The sequence below is a fragment of the Sphingobium sp. TomTYG75 genome (assembly GCF_054771635.1).
In genome coordinates this window covers 271,083-293,749 of sequence record NZ_BSRE01000002.1, presented here as the reverse complement: position 1 = coordinate 293,749, position 22,667 = coordinate 271,083, and the positions used below count along the sequence as shown (strand labels likewise).

At 63.5% G+C, this 22,667-nt stretch carries 18 protein-coding genes; 10 read left to right on the top strand and 8 right to left on the bottom strand.

The annotated features are described in order from the left end of the window. Positions 1-48: 48 nt before the first annotated feature. On the top strand, positions 49-2,142 hold the full coding sequence (locus tag ACYU81_RS15060; protein WP_460988428.1) for a malate synthase G: 2,094 nt from the start codon (positions 49-51) through the stop codon (positions 2,140-2,142). A 197-nt stretch (positions 2,143-2,339) separates the two neighbouring features. On the opposite strand, the gene ACYU81_RS15055 is transcribed toward ACYU81_RS15060, so the two are convergent. Beyond that, positions 2,340-2,801 (bottom strand): low molecular weight protein-tyrosine-phosphatase, encoded by a 462-nt coding sequence (locus ACYU81_RS15055; RefSeq protein ID WP_460988427.1) that lies wholly within the window; start codon positions 2,799-2,801, stop codon positions 2,340-2,342. Further along, positions 2,798-4,252, bottom strand: a complete 1,455-nt coding sequence (locus ACYU81_RS15050; RefSeq protein ID WP_460989114.1) for a helicase HerA domain-containing protein — start codon at positions 4,250-4,252, stop codon at positions 2,798-2,800. The genes ACYU81_RS15055 and ACYU81_RS15050 overlap by 4 nt, the downstream gene beginning before the upstream one ends. Positions 4,253-4,477: 225 nt before the next feature. Here ACYU81_RS15050 and ppc point away from each other — a divergent pair, with 225 nt between their 5' ends. The 3 genes from ppc (at position 4,478) to ACYU81_RS15035 (ending at position 8,658) form a co-directional block, all read left to right on the top strand. After that, a complete protein-coding gene (gene ppc / locus ACYU81_RS15045) occupies positions 4,478-7,174 on the top strand; it encodes a phosphoenolpyruvate carboxylase (protein ID WP_460988426.1) in 2,697 nt (898 codons plus the stop codon). Between the two features lie 249 nt (positions 7,175-7,423). Continuing rightward, complete coding sequence (locus tag ACYU81_RS15040; RefSeq protein ID WP_449469811.1) at positions 7,424-8,002, top strand: hypothetical protein; 579 nt, start codon at positions 7,424-7,426, stop codon at positions 8,000-8,002. Then, on the top strand, positions 8,002-8,658 hold the full coding sequence (locus ACYU81_RS15035) for a hypothetical protein (RefSeq protein WP_460988425.1): 657 nt from the start codon (positions 8,002-8,004) through the stop codon (positions 8,656-8,658). The genes ACYU81_RS15040 and ACYU81_RS15035 overlap by 1 nt, the downstream gene beginning before the upstream one ends. Positions 8,659-8,703: 45 nt before the next feature. On the opposite strand, the gene ACYU81_RS15030 is transcribed toward ACYU81_RS15035, so the two are convergent. Continuing rightward, positions 8,704-9,156 (bottom strand): peptidylprolyl isomerase, encoded by a 453-nt coding sequence (locus tag ACYU81_RS15030; RefSeq protein ID WP_449469813.1) that lies wholly within the window; start codon positions 9,154-9,156, stop codon positions 8,704-8,706. Between the two features lie 157 nt (positions 9,157-9,313). On the opposite strand from ACYU81_RS15030, the gene mgtE reads away from it, so the two are divergent. Continuing rightward, positions 9,314-10,747: a magnesium transporter gene (gene mgtE / locus ACYU81_RS15025; RefSeq protein WP_449469815.1), complete on the top strand. Its 1,434-nt coding sequence runs from the start codon at positions 9,314-9,316 to the stop codon at positions 10,745-10,747. Between the two features lie 40 nt (positions 10,748-10,787). Beyond that, positions 10,788-11,186, top strand: coding sequence for a DUF1489 family protein (locus ACYU81_RS15020; protein WP_196227427.1), 399 nt, complete (start codon positions 10,788-10,790; stop codon positions 11,184-11,186). 230 nt (positions 11,187-11,416) lie between these two features. Here the strand turns inward: ACYU81_RS15020 and rpoN are convergent, their stop codons facing one another. Next, positions 11,417-12,925: an RNA polymerase factor sigma-54 gene (rpoN, locus tag ACYU81_RS15015; RefSeq protein ID WP_460988424.1), complete on the bottom strand. Its 1,509-nt coding sequence runs from the start codon at positions 12,923-12,925 to the stop codon at positions 11,417-11,419. A gap of 51 nt (positions 12,926-12,976) precedes the next feature. Beyond that, positions 12,977-13,762: an LPS export ABC transporter ATP-binding protein gene (gene lptB, locus ACYU81_RS15010; protein WP_460988423.1), complete on the bottom strand. Its 786-nt coding sequence runs from the start codon at positions 13,760-13,762 to the stop codon at positions 12,977-12,979. 243 nt (positions 13,763-14,005) lie between these two features. On the opposite strand from lptB, the gene cofH reads away from it, so the two are divergent. The 4 genes from cofH to ACYU81_RS14990 all read left to right on the top strand — a co-directional run bounded on the left by cofH (position 14,006) and on the right by ACYU81_RS14990 (position 19,746). Then, positions 14,006-16,315, top strand: a complete 2,310-nt coding sequence (cofH, locus tag ACYU81_RS15005; RefSeq protein WP_460988422.1) for a 5-amino-6-(D-ribitylamino)uracil--L-tyrosine 4-hydroxyphenyl transferase CofH — start codon at positions 14,006-14,008, stop codon at positions 16,313-16,315. Beyond that, on the top strand, positions 16,315-17,187 hold the full coding sequence (locus tag ACYU81_RS15000) for an HpcH/HpaI aldolase/citrate lyase family protein (protein ID WP_460988421.1): 873 nt from the start codon (positions 16,315-16,317) through the stop codon (positions 17,185-17,187). Before cofH ends, ACYU81_RS15000 begins: the two co-directional genes overlap by 1 nt. A gap of 51 nt (positions 17,188-17,238) precedes the next feature. Continuing rightward, positions 17,239-18,351, top strand: coding sequence for a helix-turn-helix transcriptional regulator (locus ACYU81_RS14995; RefSeq protein WP_460988420.1), 1,113 nt, complete (start codon positions 17,239-17,241; stop codon positions 18,349-18,351). 153 nt (positions 18,352-18,504) lie between these two features. Then, positions 18,505-19,746 (top strand): CaiB/BaiF CoA transferase family protein, encoded by a 1,242-nt coding sequence (locus tag ACYU81_RS14990; protein WP_460988419.1) that lies wholly within the window; start codon positions 18,505-18,507, stop codon positions 19,744-19,746. A 42-nt stretch (positions 19,747-19,788) separates the two neighbouring features. Here the strand turns inward: ACYU81_RS14990 and ACYU81_RS14985 are convergent, their stop codons facing one another. The 3 genes from ACYU81_RS14985 to ACYU81_RS14975 are packed head-to-tail and all read right to left on the bottom strand — an operon-like array spanning position 19,789 to position 22,665. Beyond that, a complete protein-coding gene (locus ACYU81_RS14985; protein WP_460988418.1) occupies positions 19,789-20,961 on the bottom strand; it encodes an acyl-CoA dehydrogenase family protein in 1,173 nt (390 codons plus the stop codon). A gap of 3 nt (positions 20,962-20,964) precedes the next feature. Next, positions 20,965-22,167, bottom strand: coding sequence for an acetyl-CoA C-acyltransferase (locus tag ACYU81_RS14980; RefSeq protein WP_460988417.1), 1,203 nt, complete (start codon positions 22,165-22,167; stop codon positions 20,965-20,967). A gap of 57 nt (positions 22,168-22,224) precedes the next feature. Then, positions 22,225-22,665, bottom strand: a complete 441-nt coding sequence (locus tag ACYU81_RS14975; RefSeq protein ID WP_460988416.1) for a nuclear transport factor 2 family protein — start codon at positions 22,663-22,665, stop codon at positions 22,225-22,227. Between the last annotated feature and the right edge of the window lie 2 nt (positions 22,666-22,667).

Below are 22,667 nucleotides of genomic sequence, written 5' to 3'. Positions count from 1 at the left end.
GAGAGGGGTCTATAGGCTTTCGTCACAGTTTTGGATGGAGAGTTGCCCATGGACGGCATGATCGAGAAATCGGGCCTGATGGTTGCCGCCGAGCTGGCGCGCTTTATCGATGGAGAAGTCCTGCCCGGGACGGGGATCGCGGCGAAGGCATTTTGGCAGGGCGTGGCTGCGATTTTCGATCGGTTCGCGCCGCGTAACGCGGCTCTGCTGGACAAGCGCGACGCGATTCAGGCGCAGATCGATGCGTGGCATGAGGCGCGGGCGGTCGACGGGGACGCTTATCGGGCTTTCCTGACCGAGATCGGCTATCTGGTGCCGGAGCCCGCGCCTTTTTCCATCGGGTCGGATCGGGTGGATGCAGAGCTGGCGACCTTGGCGGGGCCGCAGTTGGTGGTGCCTATACTCAATGCGCGGTTCCTGCTGAACGCGGCCAATGCACGTTGGGGCAGCCTTTATGATGCGCTGTACGGGACCGATGCGATCCCCGGCGCGGCGGCGGGCAAGGGCTATGATCCGGCGCGCGGCGCACAGGTGATTGCGTGGGCCAAGGCGTTCCTGGATCGGGCGGTTCCTCTGGCGGAGGGAAGCTGGGCGGATTGGGCGGGTGGCACGCCGGTCTTGCGCGACACCGCGCAACTTGCCGGGCGGGCAGGGAATAACATCCTGCTTCGCAACAATGGGCTGCATATTGAGCTGGTGATCGACGCAAGCCATCCGATCGGGCGGGATGACCCGGCGCATCTGGCGGACGTTGTGCTGGAATCGGCGCTGTCGACCATTTGCGATCTGGAGGATTCCGTTGCGGCGGTGGATGCTGCGGACAAGGTCGCGGCCTATGCCAACTGGCTCGGCCTGATGAAGGGCGATCTGGAGGACAGCTTCGAGAAGAATGGCGCGATGATGACGCGGCGGTTGAATGGGGACCGTTCCTATGTCGCGCCTGATGGAAGTGCGTTCACGCTGCCGGGACGGTCTTTGCTGTTCGTGCGCAATGTCGGGCATTTGATGACGACGCCTGCGGTGCGGCTGTCCAATGGGAACGAGGCGCCGGAAGGGATATTGGATGGGATCGTCACCAGCCTGATCGCCCTGCACGACATTCGGCGGAACGGGCGTTTCGTCAACAGCCGGTCGGGTAGCATCTATATCGTGAAGCCCAAGATGCACGGGCCGGAAGAGGTTGCCTTCACCAATGAGCTGTTTGACGCGATCGAAGATTTGTTGGGGCTGGAGCGGCATCAGCTGAAGGTTGGCGTGATGGATGAGGAGCGGCGGACTTCCGCCAACCTTGCCGCCTGTATCCATGCGGTGCGGGACCGGATCGTGTTCATCAATACCGGCTTTCTGGATCGCACGGGGGACGAAATCCATACGTCGATGCGCGCGGGGCCGATGATCCGCAAGGGCGAGATGAAGAGCGCGGCGTGGATCAAGGCTTATGAAGATCGCAATGTGCAGATCGGGCTTGCCTGCGGGCTGTCGGGCAGGGCGCAGATCGGCAAGGGCATGTGGGCGGCTCCCGATCGGATGGCGGACATGCTCGAGCAGAAGGTCGGGCACCCGATGACGGGGGCGAATACGGCCTGGGTGCCTTCGCCGACTGCCGCGACTTTGCACGCGACGCATTATCATGCGGTCGATGTTTTTGCGCGGCAGGAGGAGCGGAAGGCTGAAGTGGTTGCCGGGCTGGACGCGTTGCTGACGTTGCCACTGGCGGCGGGGGTGAACTGGTCGGCGCAGGATGTTCGCGATGAGCTGGACAATAATGCGCAGGGGATATTGGGCTATGTCGTGCGCTGGGTGGACCAGGGCGTTGGCTGTTCGAAGGTGCCGGACATTCATGATGTTGGGCTGATGGAGGACCGGGCGACGTTGCGGATTTCTTCGCAGCATATCGCGAACTGGCTGTTGCATGGGGTGTGTTCGGCTGACGAGGTTGACGCGGCGCTGCGGCGGATGGCGGCGAAGGTCGATGCGCAGAATGCGGGCGATCCGCTGTACCAACCGATGAGCGGGCGGGAGGAAAGCAGTCTGGCGTTTCAGGCGGCGCGGGCGCTGGTGTTCGAGGGCGTGGTGCAGCCTAACGGTTATACCGAGCCGTTGTTGCATGCCTATCGGGCGCGGGTGAAGATGCCTGCTTGAACGGCCGTTCGGGTTTTGGTTTTCGGAGGCGCAGAGGGTGTTGCTCTGCGCCTCTGCGCGAAGATTATTTCACGCGGAGACGCGGAGAGGGTGCGTGTGACGGGAGCAGGTGCGTCTTACTGGCTTCGCGTTGGATGCGACGTTTTTGACGGATGCGCCGCGCGGGCCGGTTTGCCTCCGCGTCTCCGCGTGAAAAATTAGCCTTGGAGGTGTTTGATCAGGGCGCGGGCTGCCCTTGTGACATCCTCCCATGTCTCATCGAAGCCTTCGTCCTCGCCGAAATAGGGGTCGGTGACGCTGCTGCCTTCGCGGCCGGGGATCAGGTCCATGAGGAGGCGGAGGTCGGCGGTGCCATTTGACGGGCGGATGCGGCGGAGGTTTTTGAGGTTTTCCGCGTCGAGGGCGAAGATGTGGTCGAAGCTGTGGAAGTCTTGGACCGAGACCTGACGGCCGCGATAGGTGGATATGTCGATGCCGTTGCGTAGGGCTACCGCCTGGGCGCGGCTGTCGGGCGGACAGTCTACGTGCCAGTCGCCGGTTCCTGCTGAATCGACCTTGATGGGTAGGCCAGCCTTTTCGGCTTCGGCGCGTAGGGCGGCTTCGGCCAGCGGTGAGCGGCAGATATTGCCGAGGCAGACGAAGAGGACGGAGACGCTCATCCTTCGGCCGCTGCTGTTGAGAGGCCGAGCTGGGGCACGCCGATCGAGCGGCGACCGCCAAAGTCGGTGCGGGCGACGATGACGCCGATCTTTTCCATATAGTCGATGAGGCGGCGGACGCGGCCCGGCGAACTGGTGCCATAGGCGCGGGCGAGGGCTGTGTCGTCCGGGCAAGGCAGGCCCTGCATCGCGGCGCGGGCGATGAGGAGGAAGGGGGCGAGCATGTCTTCGGGCAGCGGCTGGGCGGCCTTCATCGCGTCGTCCCAGCGCGGGTCGGCGGCGTCGAACATGCCTGCCTGCGCCATGGCGAAACGTTTGCGGAAGGCGGCAAGATCAAGCGGGGGTGCGCGCAGGCCCTTCATCCGGCAGCGGACGCCGAAATCCTGATAGAGGCTGGCGACGCTTGGCTGCGCGTCGCCAAGGTCTGCGACGATTTCTTCGAGGACGGCGATGACGACGGGTTCGTTCTGGCCGAAGTCGAGCTCGGGCGCGGCGGGCTTGGCGAGGGGCGCGGCGGCGAGGGCGCGCATCAATTCTTCGGCGGGGAGCGGCGGCGGTTCGGCGCGGGGCGGAGGAGGGGGAAGCGCGTCGTCCTCGCCCGCGCTGGCGAAGAGCAGTTCCTGCATATTTTCGGTCGCGGCGGTGGGGGGCGGCATCAGCTTGTGGGTGCCGCCGCGGGTGCTCGTTTTGACCGTCCCGATTTTCACCGCAACGGGGCGGCGGCAGATGGCGGGGCCGAGCGCGAGGAAGCGGCCGCGTTCGAGGTCGCGTATCTGTTCGGCCTGGCGGCGCTCCATGCCAAGCAGGTCGGCGGCGCGGGCCATGTCGATGTCGAGGAACGTGCGGCCCATGAGGAAGTTGGACGCTTCGGCCGCGACATTCTTGGCGAGCTTGGCAAGGCGCTGGGTGGCGATGACGCCAGCGAGGCCGCGCTTTCGGCCACGGCACATGAGGTTAGTCATGGCGGCAAGCGAAAGGCGGCGGGCTTCGTCGGAGACGTCACCGGCGGCGACGGGGGCGAACATCTGCGCTTCGTCCACCACCACGAGGGCGGGATACCAATGGTCGCGGGGGGCGTCGAACAGGGTGGAGAGGAAGGTCGCGGCGCATTTCATCTGCGCTTCCAGTTCCAGGCTTTCGAGGCTGAGGATGACCGAGGCGCGATGTTCGCGGATGCGCGCGGCCATCTTGACGATCTCGCGTTCGTTATAATCGCCAGCGTCGATGACGACGTGGCCATATTCATCGGCGAGCGTGACGAAGTCGCCTTCGGGGTCGATGACGACCTGCTGGACGAGGGAGGCGCTTTCTTCGAGCAGGCGGCGGAGGAGGTGCGACTTGCCGGAACCCGAATTGCCCTGGACGAGCAGGCGGGTGGCGAGCAATTCCTCTACGTCGATCGGAACGGGGTTGCCGTTGCCGTCGGTTCCTATGCTGATGGTGGCGGTCACATCTGTCCTTTGGCCCATGCGGTGGGATTCGCGCAAGGGTGGTGTGGGCATGTCTCACTCCTCCGTTCGCCCTGAGCTTGTCGAAGGGCTTTACTTCTTGAGAAGTGTAGGGCTTCGACAAGCTCAGCCCGAACGGGTGAGAGGTAAGTGCGCGGGAGGAGGGGAGGAGGCCCGACAGCGCAGATTCCCTTGACCCATAGGTTGTTGCGGCGCAGCATCGATATCATGGCGACTCTTTCATCCCCCGTTCCTCCGGTCACGCAAAATCCGGACATTCGTTATCTTGGCCGTTTGCTCGGCGATGTGATCCGGGCTTATGGCGGTGAGCGGCTTTATCGGCAGACGGAATATATTCGCTCTGCCTCTGTGGACCGGGCGCGGGGCATTCATGGCGCCGATGTGGTGGATACCGGGCTGGAGGCGCTGAGCCTGGACGACACGTTGTCGTTCGTGCGCGGGTTCATGTTGTTTTCGATGCTCGCCAATCTGGCCGAGGACCGGCAGGGGGTGGCGGCTGATCCGGATGCTGATGTGAAATCGGCCATCGAGCGGCTGGAATCGCATGGGATTGGGCGGGATGCCGTGATGGCGCTGCTCGACCATGCGCTGATCGTGCCGGTGCTCACCGCTCACCCGACCGAGGTGCGGCGCAAGAGCATGATTGATCATAAGAACCGTATCGCCGACCTGATGCTGCTGAAGGATGCGGGGCATGGCGAGACGGAGGATGGCGAAAATCTGGACGAGGCGATCGCGCGGCAAATCGCTCTGCTGTGGCAGACGCGCCCTTTGCGGCGGCAGAAGCTGTTCGTGCAGGATGAGATCGACAATGTCCTGACCTATTTCCGCGACGTTTTCCTGCCGGTGCTGCCTGCGTTGTATGCGCGGTGGGAGCGGGTGCTGGGAGGCCGACCGCCCAGCTTCCTGCGGGTGGGGAACTGGATTGGCGGGGACCGGGACGGCAATCCGTTCGTGCAGGCGCCGCAGTTGCGGTCGGCATTGGGGCGCGGGTGTGAGGCGGCGCTGGCCTATTATCTGGACGCGGTGCATGCGCTGGGGGCGGAGTTGTCGTTATCGACGGAACTCGCGCAGGTGCCGCAGGCGGTGCTGGATCTGGCGGAAGCGAGCGGGGACAGCTCGCCGAGCCGGGGGGATGAGCCTTATCGCCGGGCGCTGTCGGGTATTTATGCGCGGCTGGCGGCGACCTATCGGGCATTGGTGGGGAAGGAGCCGCCGCGTCCTTCGCGGCTGACGGGCGAGGCCTATGCGCTGCCGGGCGATTTGCGGCGCGATCTGGTGACCGTGGCGCAGGGGCTGGCGAGTGAGGGCGACGGCGCTTTGGCGACCGGCGGGGCGCTGGGGCGGTTGATCCGGGCGGTGGAAACGTTTGGTTTTCACCTCGCGACGCTCGACATGCGGCAGAATAGCGATGTGCATCAACGCGTCGTTGCCGAGTTGCTGAAGGTTGGGGGCGTGGCGGAAGATTATGCCGCGTTGGACGAGGATGCTCGGGTTGCCTTGCTGCGCGAGGAGTTGGCCAGCAACCGGCCGCTGGGGTCGCGCTTTTCGGAATATTCCGAAGAGACGGCGTCCGAACTGGCGATCGTGCAGGCGGCGGCGGATGCGCACAGGACTTACGGGCCTGCCTGCATCAGCCACTACATCATTTCCAAGGCGGAGAGCGTTTCGGACCTTTTGGAAGTGAACCTGCTGCTGAAGGAAGCGGGGTTGTGGCGCGCGGGGAAGGACGGCGGCCCGGCAATGGCGGCGATCATGGCGGTGCCGTTGTTCGAGACGATTGCCGACCTTGAGGCGGCTCCGGATATCATGGCGGCCTATTTTGGGCTGCCCGAGATTGCGGGCGTCGTGCGCGAGCGGGGTCATCAGGAAGTGATGATCGGCTATTCCGACAGCAACAAGGATGGCGGCTATATCACCTCCACCTGGTCGCTTTATCAGGCGAGCAAGGCGCTGGCCCCGGTGTTCGAGGATGGCTGGACGGGGATGCAGCTGTTCCACGGTCGGGGTGGCGCGGTGGGGCGTGGCGGCGGATCATCCTTCGCGGCGATACAGGCGCAGCCGCGCGGCACGGTGCAGGGGCGCATCCGGATCACTGAACAGGGCGAGGTGATCGCGGCGAAGTTCGGCACGCGCGATGTGGCGATGACCAATTTGGAGGCGATGACGAGCGCGACTTTGCTCGCCAGTCTGGAGCCGGAGGGAATTTCCGATCGGGATGCGGCGCGATTTGCGGGGGCTATGGATGAGCTGTCGAAGACGGCCTTTGCTGCTTATCGCGACCTTGTTTACGGGACGGAGGGGTTCAAGGAATTCTTCCGCCAGCTGACGCCGATCCAGGAGATTTCGGGCCTGAAGATCGGCTCGCGGCCCGCCAGCCGGACGAAGAGCACGCGGATCGAGGATTTGCGCGCGATACCCTGGGTGTTCAGCTGGGCACAGGCGCGGGTGATGCTGCCGGGCTGGTATGGGATGGGGCAGGCGTTTGCGGCGTTCAAGGACCAGGCGCTGTTGGCGGACATGGCGCAGAGCTGGTCCTTCCTGCAATCGGCGCTCGCCAATCTGGAGATGGTGCTGGCGAAGTCGGATTTGGGGATTGCGGCTCATTATCTGCCGCTCGTCGAGGATCAGGCGGCGGGCGGCGCGATATTCGAGCGAATTCGCGAGGGATGGCAGCTGACGCATGACGGCCTGCTGGCGGCGAGCGGGCAATCGCGGTTGCTGGAAAAGAATCCGAAGCTTGATGAATCGATCCGGTTGCGGCTGCCCTATATCGAGCCGCTGAACCTGTTGCAGGTGGAGTTGATGAAGCGCCATCGCAGCGGGGAGGATGATCCGCGCATTAAGGAAGGGATCGAGCTGTCGATCAACGCGATCGCCACGGCGCTGCGCAACAGTGGGTGATCGGGGGAATTCGGGGCGGCTGCAGTCCATGCCGCCCCGAACCCCTGACCTCCCCCTGAAGGGAGGCGCGAGCCGATAATGAAGGGCGCGTCGATACGTGCCCGATGTCCGAAATGCTAATCTATCCAATGAGATGAAGGTCGGATGAACATGAATGCCGACACGCGACGAGCAGAGTCTGGCTTTCATTCACAACCAATTCAACCTGCGGACGTTATCCTGTCTGTATTGGAGAAAAGGAGAAAGGCAATGACGTGGTCCGGACAGAAGTTTCTGGCTGCGATTAGCCTTGCCGGTGCGGTGGCACTGGGCGGCTGCGCCTATGATGACGGCTATTATGGCGGCGTGAGCGTGGGATCAGGCTATTACGGCGGTGGCTATTACGACGATTATTATGGCCCCGGCTATTATGGTTCGGGCTATTACGGTCCCGGCTATGGCTGGTACGGGGATTATTATTATCCCGGCAGCGGCTATTATGTGTTTGACCGGGGCGGACGCCGCCATCGCTGGAATGATGATCAGCGCCGTTATTGGGAAGGCCGACGCGGGCAGCAAGGCGATCATTGGCGCGGCAGTTTGGCGCGGCCGGAAGATGGCCGACTCTATCGCGATGGACGCCCCGCGAGAGATGGGCGCTGGCGCGGGCGGGACCGGAATGATGCCACGGCTGCTCCTCCGCCAGTTCAGAGCCAGCCGCGCGCGGGTAGTCCGCGCGGGAGCTGGGGCGGCGGCCGATCCGGGTCAGGAACAGGCTCAGGTTCGGGTTCCAACTCCGGCAATGGCAGTTCCGATGGGAATCACTGGCGCGGGACGTTGCGTCGCTGATGCGGGCTGGGTGGGGCGCTGTAACGCTTATCGCATGCCTCTCGCTCGCCGCCTGTGACGGGCGGGAGGAAAGCGCGATCGACAATCTCGCCAATGGCGCCAATGCGACGCAGGTGGAAAACAGCTTCCGCGCCGAGGCGCAGGCGGCGCTGGAACCGCTAAGGCCGCCTGAACCGGGCACGCCGGGTGGATTGCCGCCGGACGCCGCGCCAATCGAGGAAGGGTCGATCGATCCCAAGGGGCCGCAGGGCGCTGCGCAGGTGGTGCAGGGCTATTATGGCTTGCTGGAGGAACGTCGCTTCGACGACGGGCAGGACCTTTGGAACCAGAAGGGCGCGGTTGGTGCGGAGGATGACGATGCCTTTGCCCGGCGATTCCGTAATTTCAGCGAAATCCATGCGCATGTCGGCGCGCCCAGCGATATGGAGGGCGCGGCGGGGTCGCTTTATGTGACGGTGCCGGTGCAGGTTTACGGGCGACTCGCGGCCAATGGGAAGCCCTGGTACATGCTGCGTCAGGTGACGCTGCGCCGCGTCAATGACGTGCCGGGGTCGAGCGAGTCTGACCGGCGGTGGCATATCGAGACGATCGGGGCTTATGTTGCGCCGGTTGAGGGTGAGGCTGAGGTCGGGAACAACGCTTCAGCGGCGCGATGATATCGGGGCGAGCGGAGATAGCTCCGCTCGCCCTTGCGCCTTATATCAGGAAACGGCAGCTTTCAGGATCTTGCCCGGCGTGCGGGGCGGTTCGCCCTTGGGCAGGGCGTCGACATGTTCCATGCCGGAGGTGACTTCGCCCCAAACGGTGTACTGGCCGTCGAGGAAAGTCGCGTCGTCGAAGCAGATGAAGAACTGGCTGTTCGCGCTGTTCGGGTTCGACGAACGGGCCATGGAGCAGACGCCACGGACATGCGGTTCGCGGCTGAATTCAGCCTTGATGTCCGGGAGCTTCGATCCGCCCATGCCGGTGCCGGTCGGATCGCCGCCCTGCGCCATGAAGCCGGGGATGACGCGGTGGAAGACGACGCCGTCGTAAAAGCCTTCCTTCGCGAGCTGAGAGATGCGTTCGACGTGACCGGGCGCCAGATCGGGACGCAGCTTGATCACGACGTCGCCGCCGCTGTCGAGGGTAAGGGTGAGCGTTTCGTCGGCCATGGAAATCTCCTCTTGAGGGGGAGTGGGGAAATGTTGGTCCATATAGAGCGTTGGGGCGGGGATGGAAGCGCCTCAATCAATCTTTGGGGCATTGCTTTTAATTCATTCATGAGCAAAAGCAGCCGAATGTTACAGGAACCGGACAGTAGGGGACGCGATGAGCGAGCGAGCCGATATGGCCGAACCCCGGCCGGACGAACTGCCTGTTGACGACAAGATCGTTGAACAGCCCGAATCCCGTCATGACGAGGATGATCGGCTAAAGCCCGCTTTTGTTTCCGCCGTGCTGGACGCGGTGGAGGATGAGGACCGCGATCGCGCGCGCGAACTGGTGTCGCCGCTGCACCCCGCCGACATTGCCGACCTTCTGGAACTTACCCCGTCCGACCGGCGCGGGGAAGTAGCTGCGGCGCTGGGCGATCTGGTCGGCGCGGAGGTGCTGTCCGAGCTTAACGACTATGTCCGCGACGACCTGCTCGATGCGCTGGAGCCCAAGCAGGTGGCTGAATTCGCCGCCGAACTGGACACCGACGACGCGGTCGCGATCATCGAGGACATGGAGGAGGCCGATCAGCAGGCTGTCCTCGATGCGATGGAGCCCGAAGATCGCGCCGCGATCGAAAACGCGCTGTCCTATCCGGAAGAATCCGCCGGCCGCCTGATGCAGCGCGACTTGGTCGCGGTGCCCGAGCATATGACGGTCGGGCAGGTGATCGACTATCTGCGCGACAATCGCGACCTCACCACCGATTTCTGGGAAATCTTTGTGGTGGACGAGGCGCATAAGCCGATCGGCACCTGCCAGCTGAGCTGGATACTCACCTGCCCGCGTTCCATCGCGATGGCGGACGTTATGAAGCGTGAGCAGACGCTGATCCCGGTCGATATGGATCAGGAAGAAGTGGCGCTGCGCTTCCAGAAATATGCGCTGATTTCCGCCGCTGTTGTGGATGCGAGCGGGCGACTGGTCGGCATGATCACGGTCGATGACATCGTCCACATTATTTCCGAGGAAGCGGGCGAGGATATCCTGCGCCTGTCGGGTGCGGGCGAGGGCGACATCAACCAGCCGATCCTGGAAACGGTGCGGACGCGACTTTCCTGGCTGGTGGTGAATTTGGGCACGGCGGTGCTGGCGGCTTCGGTGGTTGGGCTGTTTCAGGCCACCATCTCGAAATATGTGGTGCTGGCGGTGCTGATGCCGATCGTGTCCGGCATGGGCGGCAATGCGGGGACGCAGACCATGGCGGTGGCCGTGCGCGCGTTGGCGACAAACCAGCTGACCAGTTCGAATACGATACGGCAGATCGCGCGCGAATTCCGCATTGCGAGCGCCAATGGCACGGCGCTGGGGATATTGATCGGCGTCGCGGTGGGGCTGATCTACGGCAATCATGACCTTGGCCTTGTCATTGCAATGGCGATGCTGATCAATAATCTGGTCGCGGGGTTGGCGGGCATATTGGTGCCCGTGACGCTCGATCGGTTCGATATCGATCCAGCGGTGTCTTCGGCGGTGTTCGTGACGACGATGACCGATGTGATGGGCTTCTTTTCCTTCCTTGGGCTGGCGACGATCTGGGGTTTGTGACGGGGGTTGACCGTTCGCGTTCAGCGCCCATCTTCTACTGATGCCGCTTCATCTCACCAAGATCGCCTTTGGCAGCGAAAGCCCTGCGACGCTGCGTGCCTGGCTGGAAAGTCATGGCGAAGAGGCGCGGCTGACGACGCGCTATTTGCCTAAGCGGGTGGCGGAGATGGAGGGCGGGTCGCTTTACTGGATACATCAGCACAGGCTGGTGGGGCGCAGTCCGCTGATTGGATTTCAGGAAACGGGGCAGGGGCGGTTCTGGATCAGGCTGGAACCCCGGTTGATCGCGGTGCGGGGTGCGCCGAAGCGGGCGCATCAGGGGTGGCGCTATCTGGAGGGGAAGGATGCGCCGCCTGATCTGGGGTCGGGCGAGGTAGATGATCTGGACGCTATGCCGCCCGCGATGCTGGGGGAGTTGGCGCGGTTGGGGTTGGTTTGAGGGGGTTTTGGTTAGCAACCTTCGTTTCCGTTCAGACTGCCAGAGATTCCTCCCCCTCCGGTTCGGGCTGTTTGAAAGAGCGCTTGCCTCTTTCAAATGTCGAAGCCGTTTTCTTCTTCTTTCAGGGCTATGAAGAAGTAGAGCCCTTCGACAGGCTCAGGGCGAACGGCGGAGGGGTGGTGCCGTTGGGCACTCAGGTTGTTCGACGGGTTTGAGGGCGAAAGGGGCTATTAGGCCGCTTTGCCTTGAAGCGCCTTATGGCGGCGTCTCTGCACCGAAGACCCAATCCCCAACGCTTCCCGATATTTCGCGACCGTGCGGCGGGCGAGGTCCATGCCTTTGGCGCGGAGCAGGTCGACCAGCGTGTCGTCTGACAGGATCGCGTCGGGCGCTTCGGCAGCGATCAGCGCCTTGATGTGGCTCTTTACCGCTTCGGCCGACACCGCGCCGTCGCCACCGGCCGCCGCGACGCCGCTGGTGAAGAAATATTTGAGTTCATAGACGCCGCGCGGGCAGGATAGATATTTGTTCGATGTCACGCGGCTGACGGTGGATTCGTGCATGCCGATTGCTTCGGCCACCATCTTGAGCGTCAGGGGCTTTAGGTGCGCGACGCCCTTGCGGAAGAAGTCCTCCTGGCAGCGGACGATTTCGGTCGCGACCTTGATGATCGTCTTTTGCCGCTGGTCGAGCGCCTTTACCAGCCAGTTCGCGCTGGCGAGGCAGTCGGCGAGCCACGCCTTTGAGGCGCGGTTTTGCGGGCCGGACGCGAGTTCGACATAATAGCTGCGGTTGATGAGCAGGCGGGGGAGGGTTGCGCTGTTGATTTCGATCGACCAGCCATCGCGCGCCGGATTGACGAAGATGTCCGGAGTTACCGGCGCGGCGCGATCGGTGGAATAGCGCAGGCCGGGCTTTGGATCATAGCCGCGCAATTCGCGGATCATGTCGGCCATATCCTCCTCATCCACGGCGCAAATGCGGCGCAGTTGGGGGATGGCGCCACGGGCGAGCAGGTCGAGATTGGCGAGCAGTTTCGCCATGCAGGGGTCGTATCGATCCGCTTCCTTCGCCTGAAGTGTCAGGCATTCGGAGAGCGAGCGGGCGCCGACGCCCGTGGGATCGAAGCTGTGGATGACGCCGAGGACCTGTTCGGCCTGCGCGAGCGGGACGCCCAACGCGTGGGCGATTTCGAGGAGGTTGGCTTCCAGATAGCCCGCTTCGTCAATCTGGCCGATCAATTGGGTGGCGATGAGCAGATCCATGCCGCCCAGCGCGCTGCGCGCCTGGTCCATCAGATGTTCCTGAAGGCCGATTTCCGGATTGGCGAAGCTGTCGAAGTCGATCGCTTCGCCGCCGCCCTGAAGCATGTCGTGGCCGCCTGATCCCACGGCGCTGACGGTGCGGTCGGAAGGGCCATCGTCGATGAAGGTTTCCGCGCCATAATCGACGTCGAGCGGTGCGTCGGATTCGGCGCGGCCCTGGCCGATCAGAGAGTCGATCCCCCCGGTTTCGGGAGCGAGCGACGGGAGGTCGATCTGCGCGTCTATGCCATCGGCGGCGGGAGTGTTGTCGATGGGGCCGCCCGTCTCCAGCAACGGATTCTTTTCCAGCTCGGCGGCGACGAAGGCGTCGATTTCGAGATTGGAGAGGGCCAGCAGTTTGATCGCCTGCTGAAGCTGCGGCGTCATTACCAGTGACTGGCTTTGCCGCAGGTCGAGACGAGGCCCGAGCGCCATCAGCCGGAGCCCTTGCCGTCATGCTGAAGGGAAGGGCGGGGGCCAGTCATCTCAGAGCGAAAAATTCTCGCCCAGATAGAGGCGGCGGACTTCGGCATTGGCGACGAGTTCAGTCGGGCTGCCTGTGAAGAGCACTTGCCCGCCATAGATGATGCAGGCGCGATCGACGATTTCCAGCGTCTCGCGCACATTATGGTCGGTGATGAGGACGCCGATTCCCCGCGTCTTGAGCTGCTTTACTAGGTCGCGAATGTCGGCGATGGACAGGGGGTCGATGCCCGCGAAAGGCTCGTCGAGCAGGACGATGGACGGGTTGGCAGCGAGGGCGCGCGCGATTTCGCAGCGGCGGCGTTCACCGCCGGACAGCGCCATGGCGGACGAGTTGGCGAGCCGGGTGAGACCGAATTCGTCGAGCAATTGCGCAAGGCGGGCGTCGCGGGCGGACTTGTCGGGCTCCGCCAGTTCCAGCACGGCGCTGATATTCTGGGCGACGGTGAGGCCACGGAAGATGGATGTTTCCTGCGGCAGATAGCCAAGGCCCAGGATCGCGCGGCGGTACATGGGCAGGCCGGTAATGTCCTCACCGTCAAGGATGATGCGGCCATGATCGGGGCGCACAAGACCCATGACGGAATAGAAGCAGGTCGTTTTGCCCGCGCCATTGGGGCCGAGCAGGCCGACAACCTCACCCTTCCCGACCGTCAGCGAAACATCGGTCAGGACGGCGCGCTTGTCATAGCTTTTGGCGATGGAGACGACGGACAGTCCGTCGCTCACTTCCTGCGCGGACATGCGCCTGCTGGCGCTTTGTCTATCCTGAATCACGACGTCGTCCATTACTCACCCTTGCTGCGACATGGTTAGCGTCAAGTAAAATACTCGCGCGGCCGAGGCAATTGGCAAGCTTTGTGCATGGGATGGCGCTCGGGGCAAGGGGAAAATCGGTGATTTCGGCATCCAGGGCGTCGAAAGCTTGATTTGGTGGGCCGCAAGGGTCAGGGCGGTAAAAGCTGTGCCACCCGGTTGCAGGGTCAAGCTAAACGCTGCTGTGCAATCGACGCGGATAATAAGAGGCGAGGAATGAGGATAGAAGAGGCCGGAGCGGCCGAGGGATGGGCGCATGCGCTGATCCGGCAGCCGGTGGAGTCGTTGATCGAACAGGCTGAGGCAATGACCTTGGCCGCATTCGGGGCGACCGTCACCTATTCGCGCAAGGTTTTCATCCCGCTGACTCACCTGTGCCGCGATGTCTGCCATTATTGCACCTTTGCCAAGGCGCCGCGCCATGCGGGGGCGCCCTATCTGTCGATCGAACAGGTGCTGGAGATTGCGCGCGCGGGCGAGGCGGCGGGATGCCGGGAGGCGCTGTTCACGCTGGGGGACCGGCCGGAGGATCGCTATACGGTGGCGCGGAATGGGCTGGCGGCGCTGGGTCATGACACGACGCTGAGCTATCTGCGTGAGGCTGCTGCTGCGGTGCTGGCGGAGACCAGCCTGTTGCCGCATCTGAACCCCGGCATCATGAGTGACGCTGATCTGGCGATGCTGCGGCCGGTCGCGGCATCGATGGGGCTGATGCTGGAAAGCACGGCGGCGCGGCTGTGCGAAAAGGGCGGGCCACATCATGGTTCGCCCGATAAGGTTCCGGCGGTGCGGCTGGAGGCGATCGAGGCGGCGGGACGCGCGCGGGTGCCCTTTACCACCGGGCTGCTGATCGGCATCGGCGAGACGCGGATGGAGCGGATCGAGGCGTTGCTGGCGATCCGCGACGCTCATGCGCGGCACGGGCATATTCAGGAAGTTATCATCCAGAACTTCCGGGCTAAGCCGGATACGCGGATGGCCGATCATGCCGAACCGCCGTTGGAAGAACATCTGTGGACGGTCGCCGCCGCGCGGTTGATTTTGGGGCCGGATATGACCATCCAGGCGCCGCCCAATCTCCAGCCCGATGGCCTTGCGGCGTTGATGCGCGCGGGGGTCAATGACTGGGGCGGGGTGTCGCCGGTAACGCCCGACCATGTGAACCCGGAAGCGCCCTGGCCGCATCTGATGGCGCTGAGCGCGGCGACGACGGCGGCGGGGCGTGTGCTGACCGAAAGGCTGGCGGTGGGGCCGGTCTATGCCAAGGAGCCGGAGCGCTGGCTGGAGCCGGACATCGCGCTGAAGGTCCGTCGGGCGGTGGATGCGCGGGGCCTGCCTATCGTCGAGCGGTGGCGCGCGGGAGCGGGTGAGGCGCCGCCGCTGCTGCCACTCGCAGGGGAGACGCTGTCGGCCAAGCGGATCGATGCGATATTGGACAAGGCGACGGCGGGGCAGGGGCTGGACGAGAGCGAGATCGTCGCGCTGTTCAAGGCTACCGGCCCGGATGTGCGGCGAGTGATGGATGCCGCCGATGCATTGCGGCGCGAGGCGGTGGGTGATGCGGTCACTTATGTCATCAACCGCAACATCAATTATACGAATATTTGCACCTATAAATGCGGCTTCTGCGCCTTTTCCAAGGGGACGGCGAAGGCGCTGCGGGGGCCTGCCTACCGGCTCGATCTGGACGAAGTGGGGCGTCGCGCGGCCGAGGCGCAGGCGCGGGGCGCGACCGAAGTGTGCCTGCAGGGCGGCATCCATCCGGATTATGACGGCCACACCTATCTGTCGATTGCGAAGGCGGTGCGGGATGCGGCGCCGGGCATCCATGTCCATGCCTTTTCCCCGCTGGAGATTACGCATGGCGCATCGACGCTGGGCATGGGGCTGGAACCCTATCTGTCGATGTTGAAGGAGGCGGGGCTGTCGACCCTGCCCGGCACGGCCGCCGAAATACTGCATGAGGAAGTGCGGGCGATCATCTGTCCCGACAAGCTGTCGGCGGATGAGTGGGTCGCCGTCATGCGCGCCGCGCATCGGGTCGGCCTGAAAAGCACCGCGACCATCATGTTTGGCCATGTCGACGATTATCGCCACTGGGCGCGGCATTTGCGGGTGGTGCGCGATCTTCAGGCGGAGACGGGCGGCTTTACCGAGTTGGTGCCGCTGCCCTTCGTCCATATGGAAGCGCCGATGTGGCGAAAGGGCAAGGCGCGATCCGGCCCGAGCTTCCGTGAAGCGATGCTGATGCAGGCGGTGGCGCGGATCGCGTTGCATGGCGCCATCCCGAACATTCAGGCGAGTTGGGTGAAGCTGGGCGAGGAGGGCGTGATTGCTGCACTCGGCGCGGGGGTCAATGATCTAGGGGGCGTGTTGATGGACGAGTCGATCACGCGCGCGGCAGGTGGCGCGCACGGCCAATTTTTCGATGTGGAGCGTATGCACCGCACGGCCGAGGCGGCGGGCCGTTTCGCCCGGCAGCGCACGACGCTCTATGGCATGGTCAAGCAAGAGGTGGCCGCCTGATGGATGAAACTGGAACCCGCCGGTCGCGGCGTTTGCGATCATTGCTGTTCGTACCTGGCGATCGGCCCGAGCGGATGCGCAAGGCGTTGGCAAGCGGCGCGGACGCGCTGATCCTCGATCTTGAAGATTCCGTTGCCATTGGTGCTAAGGCGGGGGCGCGGGAAGAGGTGGCGGCGTTCCTGAAGGAGGCTGCGGACAGCGAAGTCATGCTTTTCGTCCGGGTGAATCCGCTCGATGGCGGACTGACCGATGCGGACCTCGACGCGGTGATTGAGGGCCGCCCGGCCGGGATCATGTTGCCCAAGGCGGAGGGCGCGGTGTCGATCAGGGATTTGGACCAGCGATTGCGCCAACGAGGCGATGATCGGGCGCTGATCCTGCCTATCGCCACGGAAACCCCCAAGGCGATCTTTCGGTTGGGTGAATATGGTGATGTGTCGGAGCGGTTGGCGGGCCTGACATGGGGGGCGGAGGATTTGCCCGCCGCGATCGGCGCCCTTTCGGCACGGCATGCCGATGGCAGCTATACGTCACCCTATGAGATAGCGCGTGCGCTCACGCTATTTGCAGCCTGCGCCGCCGATGTGCCGCCGATCGAGACGGTATATCCGGCGATTCGGGATCTGGATGGTCTCGCGGCCTATGCGCAGCGCGGCGCGCGCGACGGTTTTCTGGGCATGATGGCCGTGCACCCTGACCAGGTGTCCGTGATCAATGCCGCCTTTACGCCGTCGGAAGAGGAGATTGCGCGGGCGCAGGCGGTAGTTGATGCCTTTGCGGCCAATCCCGGCGCGGGGGTCCTGACGCTGGATGGTAAGATGATCGACCGCCCTCACCTTAAGAAAGCGCAGGCGCTGCTGGCACGCTGTTGACCCTGATCTGCCCCGCTTGACGGTCCCTCTCCCATATGGGAGAGGGTGGGAATGGGTTCTCTCTGGGCCGATCAGAATGAGCTGTTCCTGCCTCTGGTGGACGGGATTCATGAAAGCCCGCCGTTTGGCGCCTTCATCCGAAATCTGGTGGGGCGCACTTATGCGCGGCGGGCTTTCCTGATCATCTCGCTGGCCAATGCCATGCCTGAGCAGGAGCCGACTGTCATCCACATCGCCGCGCCGCGCGCATCGCAGGAGCCGCCTTTGGACTTCCGGCGGCTGGATGCGTTGCGCCTGCATCCTTATGGATCGCTGCGTCCGGGGCGCGTCTATGCGCTGGACGAGATGCTGAATTACGATGACGCGGATGAATTGGTGCGGCAGCGCGAGGCGTTGAACGAAATGAACATCCGCTATGGCCGATGGATGCGTGTGGCGGCGGGCGGGGTAGCTGATGCACATTTCCTGCTGGTGAGAGAGCGGGAGGATTTTTCCGCCTCTGCCGTTGCCGTGCTGTCGAGCATCGTGCCGCATTTCGCCGCTGCGCTGCGGACGCTGGTGGCGTTGATCGAGGCGCGATTGCAGGTTGCCATGGCGCAGGGCGCGCTTTCCCGGTTGGGCGTCGCGCAACTGGCGTTCGATTGGGGCGGTCGGGTGATGGCTGCTGATCCTGCGGCCGAGGCGCTGTTGGCCTTTACGATGAAGCCGGGGCCAAGCCCGGAGCGGCGATTGCAGTTGCTGCCCGACGCTACCCATGCGCTCAACCGGGCGTGCGCGGAAATGGCGTCAGCACCGCCGGGCGCGACGCGGGTGATACGGATCGACGATAGCAGGGATATCGATCTGCTGCTGCGCAAGTCGGACCTGGCGCTGAGCGAACCGTGCGCCTTGCCCGCTGTGATCGGCATAGTGCGTACCGCCCGTCGCGAGCCTGCGCAGGCGGCGGCGGGGACTTTGGCGGCGCTGCACGGCTTGTCGGGCAGCGAGGCGGCACTCGCTCACGCGCTGAGTTTGGGCGAGAGCATCGTTGGAGCGGGTGAGCAGCTTAATCTGACCACGGAGACGGCGCGTAATTATTCGAAGCGGATATATGAAAAGACGGGGGCGAAGGGGCAAGCGGATCTGGTGCGGCTGATCCTCACGGGGCTGGCGCCCTTTGCATGATGGCGTGCGATCTGGCCATGTCCGCTGTTTTGAAACTGCAGATTTTTCATCGTTCGGCTGCAAGTTTCGCGGCCTGTCGTCTGGCGCTTTGACGGAAAAGTGGATAAAGGGCCGCCCAACGCTACGCATATCAATTTGGAGGGGCAGGCGACTATGAGCGATAAGAAGGCAGCCCTCGAAGGCATCCGCGTCATTGACATGACTCGCGTGCTCGCAGGCCCCGTGGGCGCGCAGATATTGGGCGACCTGGGCGCCGACGTGATCAAGGTGGAACGTCCGGGCGTTGGAGATGATGGCCGGGTATATGGTCTTGCCGAGGTGAAGGGCAAAGATGGAATGAATGTCCGCCAAGCGGGCTTTTTCACGGCGGCTAACCGCAATAAACGATCGATCACGCTGAACCATAGCAAGCCTGAGGGGCAGGAAATCCTGCGCAAGCTGGTAGAGACTGCGGACGTCCTGATCGAAAATTACAAGGTGGGCGATCTGAAGCGGTTCGGGCTGGATTATGAGAGCCTGAAGGCGATCAATCCGCGCCTTATCTATTGTTCGGTCACGGGCTTTGGCCAAACGGGACCGATGGCTGCGCGGCCGGGCTATGATGGTTTGTTCCAGGCGACGGGCGGGATGATGGCCGTCACCGGCATTCCGGAGGGGCAGCCGGGAGCCGGGCCGCTCAAGGCGGGACCGAGCCTCGTTGATTTCATCACCGGCCATAATGTCGCCATTTCCATACTGGCGGCACTCCAGCATCGTAACCAGACTGGTGAGGGTCAGCATGTCGATATCGCCCTTCTGGATAGTTCGGTCGCGATGGTCAGCCATATCATGCAGGATTATCTGCTGAGTGGCGTGGTCCCGCCGCGCCTTGGCAATGGCGGCAATGGCGGCGGCCCCGCTGATCTCATCCATACCAAGGATGGCATGCTGTATCTCACCGCTGGCGGTGACGAGCATTGGCGGCGTTTGACGGTGCTGATGGGACAGCCTGAACTATATCAGGACCCCCGCTTCGATGAGAATTTCAAGCGCGGCAAGTTGAACCGTCTGGAGTTGATGGACATCATCAATGAATGGAGCCGTGGCTTCACCTCTGAAGAGCTTCAGGCGAAGTTTGATGAGGTGAGCATCCCCGCCGCGCGCTACAATGAGCTGCCCGAGGTTTGGGAAGATCCGCAGGTCCAGCATCGCGGCCTTCGGGTGACGACGCCGCATCCCTGGGCGGAGGCCGGTACGGTCGACCTGATCGCCAGTCCGCTGGCCAATATGTCCGAAACGCCAGCGACGATCCGCCGGGCGCCGCCGCTTCTTGGTGAACATAGTGCCGAGGTGTTGGGCGAACTAGGCTATGACGAAGCGCGCATCGCCGAACTGCAAGAATCGAAGATCATCTGATCGGGTGGCTCCGGCGGCTCCTATGGGGCCGCCGGATATTCCTCATCCTCTAGGTTCTCTTGGCATAGCTAATCCGCGTTCGGCGATGATGTTGCGTTGTATCTGGTCTGTTCCGGCGTAGATGGTATCGGACCGAGACATGAGGTGCATGGTTGTGAGCGAGCCCATGCGTTCGTCGTTGATGCCTATTTCGCCCTCTTGTCCCATGACCGCCATGGCGAGGTCGCCCAGGGCGACGTGCCAGCGGGACCAGTAGAGCTTGTAGGTATAGGCGGCGCCTGTGAGTTCGGGATTGGCTTCGCCGCCCGATAGCATGCGCAGGGCGTTGTAGCGCATGATCTTGAGCCCGGCATGGGCGGTGGCGATCTTCTGGCGGGTGAGGGGGTCGGTTGCCTTGCCGTTGGCCTTGGCGATGGCGATGATGTCGTCGAGTTCGTTTTTGAACTGCATCTGCTGGGCGAGGGTGGATACGCCGCGTTCAAAGCCAAGGAGCGCCATGGCGACCTTCCAGCCTTCGCCTTCTTCGCCAATGCGGTCGATCGCGAGGGCTTCCGCGCCATCGAAGAACACTTCTGCAAACTCGGCCTCGCCGGTCATCTGGCGGATCGGGCGGGTATCGACCCCAGGCTGGTCCATCGGGACCATGAGGAACGAGAGGCCCTTGTTGCCCACGCTCCCGGGCTCCGTACGCGCGACCACGAAGCACCAGTCGGCGATGGTGCCCATCGAGGTCCAGATCTTCTGCCCGTCGATGATGTACTTGTCACCTTCGAGGCGGGCTTTGGTCTTGACGTTGGCAAGGTCCGATCCCGCGCCGGGTTCAGAATAGCCCTGGCACCAGATCGCCTTGCCCGATGCGATATCGGGGAGGAACCGGGCCTTTTGCTCCTCAGTGCCCATCGCGATCAGCGTTGGCCCGAGCAGCTCGACCCCGAGGTGCCCGGCGCGCGGCGGACCTTTTGCGCGGGCATATTCCTCGGCGAAGATGATCTGCTGGGCGATCGAGGCACCCCGCCCGCCCCATTGCTCAGGCCAGCCAATGACGCTCCAGCGCGCTTCGCCCAGGGCGGCTTCCCAGGCGCGGCGTTCCTCGACATTGTCGACCTGGTTGGTCTGGCCACAAATGGCCTTGAAGGGACCGGCGAGCTGTTCATTGAGCCAGCTCGCGGCCTCCTCGCGGAAGGCCTTGAGTTCAGGGGCGAAGGCGAGCTGCATGGATCAGGCGACCTCGAACAGACCGGCCGCGCCCATGCCGCCCGCGACGCACATGGAGACGACCACATATTTGACGCCGCGGCGCTTGCCTTCGATGAGGGCATGGCCCGCGAGGCGCGATCCGGTCATGGCGAAGGGGTGGCCGATGGCGATGCCGCCGCCATTGACGTTGAGCTTGTCCGGATCGATGCCCAAGGTGCGCTGGCAGTAGATCGCCTGGTTGGCGAACGCTTCGTTGAGTTCCCACAGGCCAATGTCGTCGATCGTGAGACCGGCGCGCTGGAGCAGCTTGGGGATGGCGAACACAGGACCAATGCCCATTTCATCCGCGCCGCAGCCTGCGACCTGAAAACCCCGATAGATGCCGAGGATGGGCAGGCCCTCCTTCTGCGCGGTGGCCAGGTCCATGACGACCTGGGCCGAGGCGCCGTCGGACAGCTGGCTGGCATTGCCCGCGGTCACATGCTTGCCTTCCTTGATGACCGAGCCGTTCTTGAACACGGGCTTCAATTCAGAAAGCTTTTCGTAGGTGGTGCCCGCGCGGATGCCCTCGTCCTTGGTCAGGGTCAGCTCTTCCTTGCCGGTCTCATTGCCTTCCTTGTCGAACAGGGCCTTGGTGACCGTGATCGGCACGATCTCGTCATCGAACTTGCCCGCTGCCTGGGCGGCGGCGGCGCGCTGCTGCGACTGGGCGGCAAAGCGGTCCTGATCCTCGCGGGAGATGCCGTAACGCTCGGCGACGATCTCGGCGGTCTCGATCATCACCATATAGGCGTTGGGATCGCGCGCCTTGATGAACTCGGAGCGGTTGCGGAAGGCGGGATAATGCTTGTCGATGGTGAGCGAGACATTTTCCACGCCGCCCGAGACGGCGCAGTCAATCTCGTTGGCGATGATGCCGCGCGCGGCGAACGCCAGGGCGTTGAGGCCGGACGAGCATTTGCGGTCCATCGAGAAGCCCGCCGTCGTGTCGGGGAGGACCGAGCCATGGACGGTCAGACGCCCGACATTGTAGCTTTGCGTGTTCCACTGGTTGGCGACGCCCAGATACACGTCATCGACGCGGGCGGGATCGATGCCAGCGCGGGCGATGGCGGCGTCGACCACATGGGAGGACATGAACGGCGCTTCGGTGTCGTTGAACGCGCCGCGATAGGCTTTGCCAACGCCAGTGCGGGCGGTCGAGATGATGGCTGCTTCACGCATGGGTAAATGTCCTTGTCTATTTCTATGTTTCGCGCCCGCCGGGAGAAGGTGGGCGGCTTAGAAGCCGTGCATGTTGGTGGGGCCCCAGAAGGCGCGCATTTCAATCACTTCATTGGCGTCGTTGAAGCGGAAGGTGTCGATGACGTCGATGCGCTTGTGGCCGCCATCATAGTTGAGGTTCACCGAGAAGGGGAAGACGGCATAATCGCCTGCCACGCGCACCGGGCCTTCGAGCTTCAATTTCGCGCCGGTCTTCATCGATTCAGCGTAAAAGGCGCGAATCGCCTCGCGGCCCTTGTGGATGGGCGAGCCGATCGGGTCTTCAACGGTTGCATCCTGCGCATACAGCGCAGCGACCTGGTCGGCGCTGCCCGCTTCGAACGCGGCGACATAGGCGTGGACGGCGGCTTCCATCTTGACGGGATCGGGCATGGTTTTGGCTCCAGCTGGGGTAGCGGCGAGAAGGCTCAATGTGAGGGCGAGGATGGCGCGGGCCAAGG